The organism is Clostridium simiarum (assembly GCF_018919175.1).
GTDB classification, from domain to species: Bacteria; Bacillota; Clostridia; order Clostridiales; family Clostridiaceae; genus Clostridium_L; species Clostridium_L simiarum.
The window spans coordinates 51841-65617 of record NZ_JAHLQL010000007.1; the positions used below are offsets into that span (position 1 = coordinate 51841).

Here is a 13777-nt window from a genome sequence, read left to right on the forward strand (position 1 = left end):
TTTTTCTTTGACTTATTTCACTATTAAGTCACAGCATAATAAAATTATTCATTAATTTTATAATAATATCTCTTATTTATCCTTTGTTATAATCGGTTTTCCTTCTGAATCTAATAACACCGTAAGTCCACCAGAAGTTCCATTGCTGACATATAGGTAATTTACTCCAGTTTCTTTGTCAACTATTACTCTATAACTTTCTAAAGTTCCTTGTGTAGATACAACTTCAAATCTTTTATCTTTTCCCATAATTCTACCTCCCAAATTTAAATGTTTTATATTGATTTGCTATTCTGCAATCCCCTGTTAAAGTCTCTAATTTTTATATGTGAAGATTATTTTAATGCCAATTTTTCTAAAATTATTTCATAAAATTCGTCTTTTGCATAAATCTCATTCCAAGGAATGTGACCACAATCTTTTAATAATATAAATTTAAAATCTTTTATTACTCTTGATAGTGGTTTTTCAACCCCTTCAAATGAGTGTGAATCATCTTCACCATGTATTGCTACTCTTAAATTTTCTTCTTCCGTAAGCAGATTTACATTCCCCTTTTTAATTTAATTACTTATATAAAAAGCTTACATATATCTTACCAGAGGTAATACCGTATATAACAGAATATACAGATAATTCTTCTTGAGATTTAACTAAATGGGCTATTTTATTAGATTCTTTACTATCTAATTTTCATGAAAATCATCCCATAATATCTATACAATATATTCACTAGTCCTCTGTGGTCAAAACCATAAAAATTCATTACCTGAGGAAGAAAATTGAAATGTCCATAACAGATATTTAAATCAGTTTCTCTGGAATAAACTTAGAGGAAACCCTCTTTATTAATATATAATCAAGTATAAAGAGAACACTGCCGCCTATAAACATTACACCTTTGCTGAGCAAAAATACACCTGTCATTTGAGCCACTAATACAAGAATCACTGGAATAACAAGAAGGCCGCTTACTTGCTGTGCTTCTTGGAAGGTTTCTGACTTTGCCGATACCATCACAGTAAATATTAGGGACAATAAATTGATTGCAGGTGAAATCCAAAATATGATTATGAGCCATTTTATATCTGGAAAAATAAATCCTCCAAAATACATAAAACCACCTATATTAAATATGATGCCAATGGCTATAAATGAAATCAAAGTCACGAGATAAGACGGCACAAAAACGCCTAAAATTTTAGCTCTAAGCAGTTGTTCCATGGATATTGGTGTGTAAAGCAAAGACTCTAGAGTTTTATGCTCCTTTTCTCCCACAAAACTACTGGCTCCAATAACTCCTGAGCACATTATTGGAATTATAAGAAAGTATGATGGAAACATAAAGTTTATCATTACTTTTATTAATAATTGGGCTGGAGTATATGCTGTATATTCATAAGGTAATTTTTTTAAAAGAGGATCCATCTTTGTAAGCATACTTGAATCATTTGTAATAAAGCTCGCACCTATCAATATTCCTATGGGTATAATTACAGTCAGAACAATGGGTACAATAGTCATAGGCATAATAACCCGTTTCGAACTTGTTATTTCATTTATATCTTTATATATCAATGCTTTTTCGTTTCTATTCATATCCTAACCACTCCAGACTTATAAAGTTACATCATCAGATGTACCTTTTATATATTTAAAATACAGTTGTTCCAAAGACCATTTCTCCTGTACAGCCTCATAAATTTCTCCACCATTTGTCAGTATGCCTTGCATTAGAGTATTTACCTCTTTGTCTCCTAAAATAGATTTGCTATATATATCATTACCTTCATGAATAAATCCAAATTCTTTAGATATATTTTTCCCTCTAATTTTTAATAGAAGGGTGGCATTTTTCCTTGAAGCAAGTTCATCAAATGTACCTAGTCCAAGGATTTTGCCCTTATTTATAAAGCTATATAGTGTACAAATATCTTCAGCATATTTTAATTGATGGGTACAAAGAAAGATTGTAACCTGGTTTTCCTCTGCAAGCTCTTTGATAAGCCTTGTAACATTCACTGCATTTTCTGGGTCTAAACCAGAAGTGGGTTCATCAAGGAATAAAACCTTAGGATTGTGAACTAATGCCAAGCCTAAGGAAAGTCTCTTTTTCATTCCTGTACTAAAGGATTTTACCTTTTTATTTCCTACATCTAGTAAATCTAGTCTTTCCAATATAAAATTAGTACGTTCATTAAGGGATTTTTCATCCATTTCATGCATTTTTCCAAAGAACATTAGATTTTGCTTAGCAGTAAGGTTTTCATAACAAGAGGAGCTTTCGGTCATAACTCCACATAATCTATGAATCTCAAGATTATTTTCTCCCACAGGTATGCCTAAAATTTCAGCATATCCTGATGTTGCTGAAAGAACTCCATTAAGAATTCTAACTGTAGTGGTTTTCCCTGAACCATTAGGACCAAGAAATCCAAAGATCTCACCTTTTGGTATACTTAGACTTATATTGTTCAAAGCATTAGTCTTTCCATCATAGGATTTTTTAAGGTTTTCTATATTTATTGCATTCATTTTTTCACCTCGCAATTATTAAACGTATAATCAGGTAAAAACTTCAAAACATGTGTTATTATAAAATTCTCACTATTTCATTGATAGTCCTATATCTATTGCATCCTGGATTATTTCATGGCAGCACTTTCCTAATGGATTTTTCTTTTGACATTGTGAGTTACTCATTGCTCCAGTAATCTTTAAAACTCCTCTTTAATTGCGTAAACAGTAATTTCTCCTGGTAGTTTTTTATTTGTCCAACTAGGCTCTTCATTAAATTCTTTAATTGTAAATCCACTCTTAATCATTGAATTAAGAATTTCACTAATATTGTATAATCGGACAGAACAACTAGGAAATTCTTCATTTTCTGCTTTATCCAAAAAATCTTTATATGCTACATTACTATTATGTATATTTGTTTCAAAGTAATCCTCAACTGATGACTTAAAAAAATTAATTGGCATTACTTTTCTAAAGGGATGAAAATCATTTAATATAATTTTCCCATTTGGTTTCAACATAGAAAATAGTGTTTCCATAAACTTATCTATATCATGAAAATAATGAAGTATTCCACCTTCAAGATATAGCATATCAAAATAATTTCCATACACATTCATATCCACATCATATAAATCAGAAACAATATAATCAAGTTTAACCTGAGAACAATCCGCTAATTCCAAAGCATATTTTTTATTTTCTTCTGATATATCAAATATGGTTACATCTGCTCCCAAAAGTGCTAATGCTACCGCTCGTCTACCATTGGAGCCGCAAGGATTTGCAATTTTCAAACCATTTATATTAGAGAAGTATTTTCCATGTTGCTTCAGTCTTGCCATTGGATTTTCCATAATAATTTTAGCCCGTTCTTCTGGTAATCCATCATTTTTTAACCAGTATTCATATGCTCTGTATTCCCATGCTTTTTTATTAATTTCACTTTGCTTGTTCATTTCATATTCCCCTCCTATACTAAAACTAATATAATTAACTTCTGCTTAATAATATCTAAATATTATGTTTATTATCTCATAGTAATTTTTCATATAGTCTAAACCAATCCAACCCATAGTTTCCAGGTCCCAAGTCAACTGTATCAATATACTTAAAGTCTCATTTTTCATATAGCATGATGACAGGTATATTTCTTTCATAAGCATCCAAGGGAACTTACTTATCCTGTGACTTAATACTGTATTCAATAGTAATGTCCATCTATGTATCCTTTCAATCAAAATACTATATAAATAATCTTTATCATCTCTTACAAATACGCCTTATATAATAAATATTATACCTTTTACTGGTTATAACTGTAAACAAAAAGAGCCAAATACTATTAGCTCTTTTAATATAAAGTAAAGTTTATATCACTTTTCAAGAGAAGCCAAAGTTGCCTTCCTTGAATCCACATTTTAAAAATATTATGCCGCAAAAACAGTATGGTTTATTCATTAATCACTACAAGGAATATTTTCATTTAAAAAATCAATCCAAACCTTTTTAGTAAAATTAGAGCACAGACCATAGTCTTGAAGTTTAATAATATAATCTTTAAATCTTGAATAATCTATGGTAATTTTCTTCTGCTTCATAGTTGTCATAATATCAATGGTTTTTTCAACATCATTAGATTTTATATAACAATAAAGACATTCCCATAGCAAAGGGGTTTCAGTTTTAGATGCATTTTCTAAATATTCTCCCCATTCATGCCATTCAACTTCAGATAAATCCTTTAAATTTTCAATTGGAGGATATGAGGAAAAAGAATAATATTCATTGTTATATTTAAATCCTAACTTTTCAGCTATTGCTATAGAACCTTTATTAGAATCTACACAAAGCCAATCAATTTTTTCGTATCCCTTATAAAAACAATCTTTAACGGTGGCAGATACAACTATTTTTCCAAAGCCATTATTTCTGTATCTCTCATCTGTATGTATTCCAATTGCAATTTTCTTTTCAAAACTGCAATCGCTCAACGACCAACTCACAATTGTCTTGTTATTACGTACAAAATAGCCTGTACCGTATTTTTGAAACTTTTTATCATCACCCCAGCCCTCAATCCACTCTAGTAATTTCTCTGAGTTTTCAAAGAGGTTTTGTCTTAATAAAGATATATCTACTTTTTCTAAGATATATCCTTCTTTCAACTTAGCATGGCATTCCATAAAATCATCACTAGCCAATACATAATGTCTTCTTTTATATTTTCTAACAAAATGATTCTTGTGGATACCTGGTATTTTATCAATCCATTCATGAGAATCGGGGGTTAATTGATCCCAAAAATCCAATTCTGAAGACACCTCTGAATTAAAAACTTCATCATTTGGACTACCAGCAATCAGATTACACTCACTAGACTGTATCAAAGCAGCCGTTGGATTATTAATGTTGTTTACATAGATTTCACCAGAGATAACACCACTTATAACAGAAAATACAGACAATTCATCTTGAGATTTAACTAAATGGGCGATTTTTTTAAATTCTTTACTATTTAATTTAATCACTGAATCTCTCCTATACTTATTTATTCTTATTATGAATGATTTACTCTAAATTATTTTTGTCTTATAAAAATAATAATAGTAAATCTTATTCTATGATGACTCTATATTTACAACACTTCAAGGGAAAGTATTTTTAAATTAAAACTTTCCCTTTTTATAGCGTATTAGTTTACTATTTCGTCATGATATAATAAAAATAAACACTAAAATTATACTTATTTTCTTGAATTAATACATGTTTCAATAAATTCATTAATATCTCTGTTGTTTCTTAAAATAATAACCTTTTCTTTATATGGAGAAATTCTATCCTTCAATTTATCTTTTCCTTTATCGTATTCTTTTGCCATTTAAACATACACCTAAGCATTTCGTATGGTGGATTATAAATACATTGTTTTATATTATGATGCCTTTGTTTTATTTACTCTCTTAATTACCTAACCCATCATATCTTTTTATTGAAGTTTTAAATATTGATTTTGATATAAAATAATATATTAATATGATAATAACTACTATTTTATTAATAACTACATTATCTTTTAATAATATAGTATTAGCTGGTAAATATCCTATTAGAGCAATTGGAAAAACTGTCAACACTATATTTTTTACTATTTCTGAAAAAATATTTATTGGATAGTTTGCCAATTCTAATGTAATCATTATAGAATCATAGGGGGTATATGTATATCTTGTATAGAATAATATACTAAGCGAAGTTAATGCAATTGAAGATATAAATAAAATTCCTAAAATAGACAACCCTACTATCTTTAATAATACAATATAAGTAATGCTTTTATTAAGTTGTTTTAAACAAAAAAAGAATAAAGCTATATAAACTATGATATTTACAAGTGGTTGTACACTAACTTCTCTCATTCTTAAATGTAGAACAATATCTAATGGTTTAGTCAGCATCATTTCCAATTCTCCATTAAAAATATATCTTTTTAAATTCCTATAGTTTCCATATAAAATACTATAAATGGCCATATTTAAAGATGATACGGCATATATTAACATTACCTCATATTTACCCCAATTAGCTATATTAGTTATGTTATTATAAAGAATTTCTATATAAGATAAGCTAATTGCCATATTTATTATAACCATAAAAAGTCCAATCCAGAAATCTTTTCTATAATTGGTTAAACTTTTGAAATTATATTTAACTAAAGCAAATATTATTCTTATATTATATAATACTTTTTTAACCACCATATATTATCACATCTTTCTCACAACTTCTAAAAATTACTCTAATTAGTATAAGAAATATTAAAATCCAAGCTATTTGTAAAAATAAGAAAAATAGATTATTATAACTGCCATTAATTAAAATAGTGGTAGGTCTATAAATGATTCCTGGGAAAGGACTATATTTTAAAATATTATTTAATTGTCTTGGAAGAAAGTCTAAAGGAAGCATACTTCCTGAAAAAAATGTGAAAATCGATTGCTTTACAATGTTAAGTCCCCAGCTATTCTCAAACCAAAAAGTTAATATCCCCATTAATATATCAAATAGTATATAAGTAAAAACTCCCATAATAGCTAATAAAACAAACCAAAATAAGTTCTCACCTGTTATATTTGTATTTGAAAAAGATAAATATATAATAAAAACAGGAGCTAATATCAATATATTACTTGCTGCTATACCTATATTTTTGTAAATCACATGATAGGGATAGTATGTGGGTTTTGCTAAATAATTTACAATATTGCCATTTCTCATATCTAGACTAATAAAATAAATATTTGGATATGATATTAAACATAATAAAAATACACTTGAACCTATATAAATTTTATAGCTATTCATAGTCCAATTAGCTATCTCATTATATTTAAAAATACTATTCCAAAGAAAACTTAAAAATATATATCTAAAGACAACCCTTACAATCAGATCAAATATTATTCCAATATCATGAAATTGAGTTTTCCAACCCATCTTTATCCAGATTGCATGCTTTTTAAAAGTATTCATTTTATCATAATTACCCTTCATATATATTTCGAATTATTTGTTCGAAGTTTGTAGTTGATAATTTGAAATTATTAGGTGCCAATTCCTTATCTAATAATTCCATAATTTTAAAAGGTATTGAATTATCTTCTTTATTAACATGTATTGATAAACTATTTTCCTTATATTCTATATCTTTAATATTCTTTTGATAATCATCTAATATTTTCCATAACTCATCTATACTCAATAATTTGTTAGGATGTTTTAAAATTATTATATACTCATTTGCATATGTTTCATAAAGCGTACTTATTGAATCATCAAAAATTAGCTTTCCTTTATTTAAAATCAATATGCGTTCACATAAATTTCCTACATCTTTTAAATCGTGAGATGTAAAGATAATAGTATTCTCAATCTCTTTATGTATCTCTAGAATAGTATTAAGTATCTTTTCTTTAGTTAAAATATCTAATCCAACAGTTGGCTCGTCTAATAACAACAACTTTGGCATACATAGTAAATTACCAGCTACTTCACATTTCATCCTCTGTCCAAGACTTAATTGTCTTGCTGGTCTATATAATAAATCATTTAACTCTAACATTTGATCTAACCATCTTAATCTTTCTTGAAATTCATCTCTAGGTATATCATATATTCTACTGATAATTTCATAAGAATCTACAACCTGTAAATTATCCCATAGCTGTCCTCTATGTCCAAATATAACACTCATATTTTTTTTGAATTCTTCACCCAAAACTTCTTTACCATCTAAAGTTAATTCAATTTTGCCACTAGTTTCTGCCAGTACTCCGCATAATATTTTTGTTAATGTGGATTTGCCCGCTCCATTAAGTCCTATTAATCCACATATTTCACCTGATTTTATAGAAAAAGAAACATCATCAAGTGCTTGAATACTTCTTTTCTTTCTTTTAAACAGAGAGTTCCCTTTTTCAATTATTCTGTATTTTTTTGATAAATTATTTAATGAGATTTCCATTTTACACCTCTATATAACAGAATTCATTCTTACTTTCAAATGTTCCTGTAAAATATTTTGACGAAACCGGACAACCACCACTACAATTATTATTTTTATATAAATCACAAATTTCACATTCAGCAGATACTCCAATACTTCTAACATAATTAAACATTTTACTATTATTCCAGATATCTATTATGCTTTTTTTCATGATATTCAAACTCTCGTCACAAATTCTGCAATTCTCTAGATCTTCATCTAGAAAAACACATGGAATAATATTTTCATTTGCTTCCTGAAATTCCCATTCTTTTATTCAACCCTCTAAAAATAATCTCATTTGTTGATTCCTAAACTTCTTATTTGGATGAATTTATATTAGAAAATAAACTTATTGGATGGTTTTCTTTTTCAGTTAATGTTACCATTTCTATGACGTGATATCATTTTCAACTGAACCCATAATATATATTTTCATATTTTATCTTTAGTGAAAGATTGTATCGTAAGTACTAGACTCCCACTAGATTCCACATCCTTTCATGTTATACTATTTTATATATAACATATTAATCAATTTGCTTTAATAACTCATCACATATTAATGTTCTATCCCAACTATAGCATTACAGATTAGGTTTATCTTTATACAATATCTATACTTGATATACTACTTCAAAATCTTCAAAAACTACTGGCATGTCATCACTAAACTCGTACCCTAGCTGTTTCCCCTCTTCCTTAAAGAAACGAACATGACCCTTAACCCAAGATTCCAATGTATCATCCTCTCCTTCACGCTTACAAATATCATAAGTAATATCTGAAAATGGAATAATTGTTATCTCAGTAGTTTCAATAACACATCGTGGTACACCTTCCCAATCAGTGACAATACTTAAATCACCAACCTGTGGTATACGCTCACCTTCAATTTCATACCCCAATAAACTACTTGCTGTAGCTCTCTTTTGCCCAATTAACACCAAACGTAATAGTTCATTTGCCCATTTTTCAGTTAGTTCAAAATGGAATACCTCTAAATACTTTGTTGTTTTATTTCTGTTTGTTTCTCTCAAAAACGCCTTCCAAAACATATCAATTTTTTCTTGTGAATATTTTTTATTTTCCATTACTGTTACCTCCCTCAAGTTTTATACTAGATTTTTTGTATTATATAAGAAATCTTTATTAACAATAATATAATTGTTGCCATTTAACTTTGCTAAAAACTAAACTAATCTAATTCTCATTTTTTATGCCAGATGTGCAAAGTATCTAATATCTTTTCACAACTTTTAGTTAGTGCTATTTTATTTAAGTCATTCTGTCCACCCATAAAATACTTTCCACATACTCTATCCACTCCAAAAGCATGTCCTACCCCTTCATAAACTAAAACCTCAGTATTATCAGGCTTTGCTTCTTTTATTTTCTGTGCCATACTGTAAGAATTCCACATTCCATCCTCTTTACCTAATAAAATTAAAATATTACCCTTGAATTTTTCTGCTTTAATTCTGGCTTCTTCAATATTTGGAGAATTTTCTATAGCGGAATCGTGATAGGATTTTTCTTTTACTGTCAACCTAAGAGCATATTGTAAATTAATCTTTACTTTCTCAATGATAGATGCATTTTTTAAACTAATATATGATAAATCCTTATTATTGTATGTCCAAGATGATACATCATTCATCATATCCCACCCCTGAAATCTGTACGCTGATGGTGCTATTAAAATTAGGTTATCTATTTCACTATAGTACTCTGATAAGATCAGAGATAATTCTGCTCCCTTTGAACCTCCAAATAAAGTTAATGGATGAAGTGAAGAGAAATGTTTATTTATATATGTAATTACATTACTAAAAAATTCAATGGGTATTCTGCGTATTTGACTAGGTTGATTGTCTTTTCCGAAAAAATATAATGACAAAACTTCATAGCCGTTATTTGCCATCATTTTTGCCATATTGTAATTTGAACTCCCCTCTGACCCACCAAATGTAATAACACTACCTTTGCATTCTGTTTCCTTCTTTTTTAGGTGAAATCCATTCAAATATCCTTCCTGAACTTTCATAACATCTAAATCTTCCTCAGAAAGAGAGAAATTATATTCCTTCATATTTTTACTCCTTTATTCAGTATAAATTATCCCTACTTTTTATAATTTTACCATTATTTACGCTTATAATTAGTATACCATTACTAATTATATTAAAAAAGAAATTAACAGTTTTAAGTAAAAATATTCATATCTTGAATGTATGTTTGTATATTTTTCATTATCAATGCCAATTATATAATTGGGTTAATTTACAGTAGAAAGAAGGTTTAGATATAGATTACAATAAAATAGAAGATACTGCACTAAAGAAAATATCTATAAATTATTTTGTATTTTGTGTTGATTGAAGGAGTACATATTGATATTATTATTGAATTAGCAAAAGCAAATCATAACTGAGACATCCTTGGTTCCATTATTTTAAGTCAATTCCTTTGGATGTTTACGAAAAAAATATACCTGCCATCAGCCTTTATGAAAAATGTGGTTTTAAATATATTGATACAGTTGACTTGGAACTTTGAAATTACGACTTGAATTTGTTTAGACTATATGAAAAATTGCTATGAAATAATGATGATAATAAGGAAATTATGAACTAAAAAATACCGTAAACTCATTACTGGTATGCTCCCCTTAAATTAGACAGATTAAAAAATAAAAATCTGTTGCTGGAAAGGGGAGCATATCATACTGAATAATACGGTAATTTTAATTTTTATTCATTTATGAATTCTCTATAAAGTTTATCAGCAATTAAAAATATTTCTTTATCCTTAGCTATATCTGATAACATTCTTATTTCATCATAACTTTTAATTAGATAGCAAAATATAAAAGCTATACATTAGGTATAATTAAAAATCTATTTCTTAATCCCAAACCTTTTGTTGGAATCTTTCATACTAAACTAATAAAAGTTATAGTCAAAACCCTGCAAATTAATACATAGAGCTAAAACGCCCCAGATTATACCATTAACTGGACACGGATAAATCTTCTCTAGAGCTTTTTAGACATATAGGCATTTCCCTATATCCATTACACATGAAAAGAGGAAATCTCATTCATTGTGACACGAAAAACATAGCGCATTCCCCTTATTTAATCTTAAAAACCAGAACTTATAGTACTAGGTAATCCTAAGTAATCTATATCTTCATCTTGAAAAACCTCTGTATAGTTATTAGCTCTTTGTAATGTAACAACATATTTATTTTTATCTCCAGATACACTACCTAAAAGCCAATAGCCATTTTTGTTTTGATTATCTGAAAAAGCTACACAGACAATTCTTCCTATATATTTCATGGCAAAATTGTAATTATCCTCCTTTGTATAATAACCAGAAGGCGGAATCAAACAGGGATCTGATGGTGAACCTACTGGGGGACCTGGTATTTGTCCTTCCTCTTCCTTCTCTTTATATGGAAAACAAGGTCCTGCACTTATAATATCAACCATCCATTCAAAGTTTTCTACGTTATTATTAGGTCTTTCTAGTGTGAGAATAATACGTTTCTCATCGTTACTAACCCCATTAAGCCTCCACCAACCATTATTGAACTGCAGTTCTTTAACAAAACAAACCCAAATAAAATTACCATTACATGATTTAACTAATTCAAGAAATGACTGTCTAGTAGATGCAAATTTAGGACAAGTGTGTGTTTCTGTTGGTAACCACTTTAATGGCGCTGACTGTCTACTAAAAGTGTTACCATAACAATAAAATGACATCCAATAGCAATAAGGACATTGATAATACTGACATATCATAATTTTCCTCCTGTTATATGTTGTTTAAGGTATTACCCGTAATTATATAATATGAAAATGAAATATAATCGTGATTTTATAAAGTACAGAAGGAATTAAATAGATCAGATACATTCCTAGGAATTATAGAATCTTTATAGTATGAATGATAAGTTGCTGTGCCGCTATAATATAAAAAAATCCCAATAGTTTTAGGCATTAGTTTTTGTGACTTTTTTTCATAAAACTCAATTGATAAATCTATTACTAATAGTTTTAGACATTAGTTTTTGTAACTTTCATATCTTATATGAATTCTTATACAATTATAAGTCATTCTCATATCATTGAATCCAAAAACACTACTGGTGCATCACTTGCACTTTTGCATATTTACAATGCCTCACTTTCATTTTTCTGTTTTTACCAGCTTTCCTTTAGCTTTCTTTTGAGTTTGTTTCCAACTAAAACTTATCTCACACCCTTGCCACAACAATCTATTCTTACATTGTATTCCATGTGTAATATTGCTAAGAGTTTTTATAAGAATCATTTGATTATAAGACCTATCTTTATTAATCTAAATAATTATTTAATAAATTGAAATACTAAAGTTATTAAATATATTTATTTTTATAATAAACTATTTATTTTTTGCAAGTTTTAATATATAATCTTGCATATAGTAAATTTGAAAGGTGGCTAGCTATGGATATAAAATTAGATATGATTCAAACTGTAGCCTTATCTATTGCAACATATTATTTAGGTTTATGGATAAGAGGAAAGATAAGATTATTAGATAAGCTTTGTATACCCGCTCCATTAATAGGAGGAATTATTTTTGCATTATTTAACTTAATATTAAGAGAAAATAACCTACTTACATTATCTTTAGATACCACTCTTCAAAATCCATTTATGATTATGTTCTTTACCACTATAGGTTTAGGCGCTAGTTTAAAGCTTATAAAAAAAGGTGGATTTCAAGTAATAGTATTTTTCATATTAGCTCTAGTTCTAGTTATTCTCCAGGATGTACTGGGAATATTTTTAGCAAAAGCTCTTAACGCAAACCCTCTTTTAGGTCTTATCGCAGGATCAATAACCATGACTGGCGGTCATGGTACTGGTGCCACCTGGGGAGCTTTATTTGAAAAAAATTTAGGCTTTAGTGGAGCTACAACTGTAGCTATGGCTGCTGCTACCTTTGGAATAATAGTTGGAAGTTTAATAGGTGGCCCTATAGCAAAAAATCTTATAGGAAAATACAATTTAACCCCAAAACCTGATGAGTTTATGGTTCATGGGAAAGATGATACCGACAGCATTAATTATACTGAACTCTTTAGAACCCTTTCTATAATAGCAATTTCTATGGCATTGGGTTCAGTATTAGAATCACTATTAAAAAGCATAAATCTTACCCTTCCCTCTTACATTAACGCCATGATAATAGCAGCTATAATTTTAAACCTAGGAGAGAGCAGTGGCAGATGGCATATAAATGAAAAATGTGTAGATGCCTTAGGAAATATAGCATTAAATATATTCTTATCTATGGCACTAATCAACCTTCAAATATGGCAATTAAAAGGCATGGTAGGTCCTATGTTTATAATATTAATTGGTCAATCAATACTTATGATTACTTTTTCATACTTTATAACCTTTACTTTTATGGGGAAAGATTATGATGCAGCAGTAATTTCAGCTGGTCACTGTGGCTTCGGCATGGGCTCTACACCTAATGGCATAGCTAATATGAACTCCATTACAGAAAAATACGGCCTAGCTCCTAAAGCCTTCTTTATCCTCCCCATTGTAGGTGCTTTTTTAATAGACTTTGCCAACTCTATAGTCATAACCATCCTAGTAAATTTGCTTTGACCCCCGGGGGTATATTTCCCGGG

At 28.7% G+C, this 13777-nt stretch carries 14 protein-coding genes and 2 pseudogenes; 2 read left to right on the forward strand and 14 right to left on the reverse strand.

What is annotated here, in order from left to right; translation table 11 throughout:
- Positions 1-72: 72 nt before the first annotated feature.
- The 13 genes and pseudogenes from KQI89_RS15475 to KQI89_RS15525 form a co-directional block, all read right to left on the reverse strand.
- The gene (locus KQI89_RS15475) at positions 73-249 is read right to left on the reverse strand and encodes a DUF6440 family protein (protein ID WP_216457840.1); all 177 of its coding nucleotides are present in this window, start codon (positions 247-249) and stop codon (positions 73-75) included.
- Between the two features lie 555 nt (positions 250-804).
- A complete protein-coding gene (locus KQI89_RS15480; protein WP_216457841.1) occupies positions 805-1599 on the reverse strand; it encodes an ABC transporter permease subunit in 795 nt (264 codons plus the stop codon).
- A gap of 18 nt (positions 1600-1617) precedes the next feature.
- The gene (locus KQI89_RS15485) at positions 1618-2535 is read right to left on the reverse strand and encodes an ABC transporter ATP-binding protein (RefSeq protein WP_216457842.1); all 918 of its coding nucleotides are present in this window, start codon (positions 2533-2535) and stop codon (positions 1618-1620) included.
- A gap of 182 nt (positions 2536-2717) precedes the next feature.
- Entirely contained in the window at positions 2718-3479 is a 762-nt protein-coding gene (locus tag KQI89_RS15490) for a class I SAM-dependent methyltransferase (RefSeq protein WP_032123006.1), read from the reverse strand.
- A gap of 76 nt (positions 3480-3555) precedes the next feature.
- A pseudogene (locus KQI89_RS17800) lies at positions 3556-3723 on the reverse strand (GNAT family N-acetyltransferase); the annotation flags it as partial.
- A gap of 257 nt (positions 3724-3980) precedes the next feature.
- Positions 3981-5051, reverse strand: coding sequence for a GNAT family N-acetyltransferase (locus KQI89_RS15495; RefSeq protein WP_216457843.1), 1071 nt, complete (start codon positions 5049-5051; stop codon positions 3981-3983).
- 215 nt (positions 5052-5266) lie between these two features.
- Positions 5267-5401 carry a hypothetical protein gene (locus KQI89_RS17955; RefSeq protein ID WP_281418335.1) on the reverse strand — a complete coding sequence of 45 codons (135 nt, stop codon included), beginning with the start codon at positions 5399-5401 and terminating at the stop codon, positions 5267-5269.
- 82 nt (positions 5402-5483) lie between these two features.
- Positions 5484-6284, reverse strand: coding sequence for an ABC transporter permease (locus KQI89_RS15500; RefSeq protein WP_216457844.1), 801 nt, complete (start codon positions 6282-6284; stop codon positions 5484-5486).
- The gene (locus KQI89_RS15505; RefSeq protein WP_216457845.1) at positions 6274-7056 is read right to left on the reverse strand and encodes an ABC-2 family transporter protein; all 783 of its coding nucleotides are present in this window, start codon (positions 7054-7056) and stop codon (positions 6274-6276) included. Before KQI89_RS15505 ends, KQI89_RS15500 begins: the two co-directional genes overlap by 11 nt.
- 10 nt (positions 7057-7066) lie before the next feature.
- A complete protein-coding gene (locus tag KQI89_RS15510) occupies positions 7067-8047 on the reverse strand; it encodes an ATP-binding cassette domain-containing protein (protein ID WP_216457846.1) in 981 nt (326 codons plus the stop codon).
- Between the two features lies 1 nt (position 8048).
- Positions 8049-8243, reverse strand: a complete 195-nt coding sequence (locus tag KQI89_RS15515; RefSeq protein ID WP_216457847.1) for a hypothetical protein — start codon at positions 8241-8243, stop codon at positions 8049-8051.
- Positions 8244-8688: 445 nt separating this feature from the next.
- Complete coding sequence (locus KQI89_RS15520; RefSeq protein WP_216457848.1) at positions 8689-9165, reverse strand: ASCH domain-containing protein; 477 nt, start codon at positions 9163-9165, stop codon at positions 8689-8691.
- A 116-nt stretch (positions 9166-9281) separates the two neighbouring features.
- Positions 9282-10163, reverse strand: a complete 882-nt coding sequence (locus KQI89_RS15525; RefSeq protein WP_216457849.1) for an acyl-CoA thioester hydrolase/BAAT C-terminal domain-containing protein — start codon at positions 10161-10163, stop codon at positions 9282-9284.
- A 365-nt stretch (positions 10164-10528) separates the two neighbouring features.
- Between KQI89_RS15525 and KQI89_RS17805 the strand changes: the two are divergent.
- Positions 10529-10630 (forward strand): annotated as a pseudogene (locus KQI89_RS17805) (GNAT family N-acetyltransferase); the annotation flags it as partial.
- A 586-nt stretch (positions 10631-11216) separates the two neighbouring features.
- On the opposite strand, the gene KQI89_RS15530 reads toward KQI89_RS17805, so the two are convergent.
- Positions 11217-11885 (reverse strand): hypothetical protein, encoded by a 669-nt coding sequence (locus KQI89_RS15530; RefSeq protein ID WP_216457850.1) that lies wholly within the window; start codon positions 11883-11885, stop codon positions 11217-11219.
- 687 nt (positions 11886-12572) lie between these two features.
- On the opposite strand from KQI89_RS15530, the gene gltS reads away from it, so the two are divergent.
- Positions 12573-13754, forward strand: coding sequence for a sodium/glutamate symporter (gene gltS, locus KQI89_RS15535; RefSeq protein WP_216457851.1), 1182 nt, complete (start codon positions 12573-12575; stop codon positions 13752-13754).
- Positions 13755-13777 lie beyond the last annotated feature (23 nt).

Excerpts from the sequence above, each read along its gene's own strand:
- KQI89_RS15480 (WP_216457841.1), bottom strand. The coding sequence starts at position 1,599 with ATGAATAGAAACGAAAAAGCATTGATATATAAAGATATAAATGAAATA.
- KQI89_RS15530 (WP_216457850.1), bottom strand. The coding sequence starts at position 11,885 with ATGATATGTCAGTATTATCAATGTCCTTATTGCTATTGGATGTCATTT.
- KQI89_RS15505 (WP_216457845.1), bottom strand. The coding sequence starts at position 7,056 with ATGAATACTTTTAAAAAGCATGCAATCTGGATAAAGATGGGTTGGAAA.
- gltS (WP_216457851.1), top strand. The coding sequence starts at position 12,573 with ATGGATATAAAATTAGATATGATTCAAACTGTAGCCTTATCTATTGCA.
- KQI89_RS17955 (WP_281418335.1), bottom strand. The coding sequence starts at position 5,401 with ATGGCAAAAGAATACGATAAAGGAAAAGATAAATTGAAGGATAGAATT.
- KQI89_RS15485 (WP_216457842.1), bottom strand. The coding sequence starts at position 2,535 with ATGAATGCAATAAATATAGAAAACCTTAAAAAATCCTATGATGGAAAG.
- KQI89_RS15510 (WP_216457846.1), bottom strand. The coding sequence starts at position 8,047 with ATGGAAATCTCATTAAATAATTTATCAAAAAAATACAGAATAATTGAA.
- KQI89_RS15490 (WP_032123006.1), bottom strand. The coding sequence starts at position 3,479 with ATGAACAAGCAAAGTGAAATTAATAAAAAAGCATGGGAATACAGAGCA.
- KQI89_RS15515 (WP_216457847.1), bottom strand. The coding sequence starts at position 8,243 with ATGAAAAAAAGCATAATAGATATCTGGAATAATAGTAAAATGTTTAAT.
- KQI89_RS15475 (WP_216457840.1), bottom strand. The coding sequence starts at position 249 with ATGGGAAAAGATAAAAGATTTGAAGTTGTATCTACACAAGGAACTTTA.
- KQI89_RS15525 (WP_216457849.1), bottom strand. The coding sequence starts at position 10,163 with ATGAAGGAATATAATTTCTCTCTTTCTGAGGAAGATTTAGATGTTATG.
- KQI89_RS15500 (WP_216457844.1), bottom strand. The coding sequence starts at position 6,284 with ATGGTGGTTAAAAAAGTATTATATAATATAAGAATAATATTTGCTTTA.
- KQI89_RS15520 (WP_216457848.1), bottom strand. The coding sequence starts at position 9,165 with ATGGAAAATAAAAAATATTCACAAGAAAAAATTGATATGTTTTGGAAG.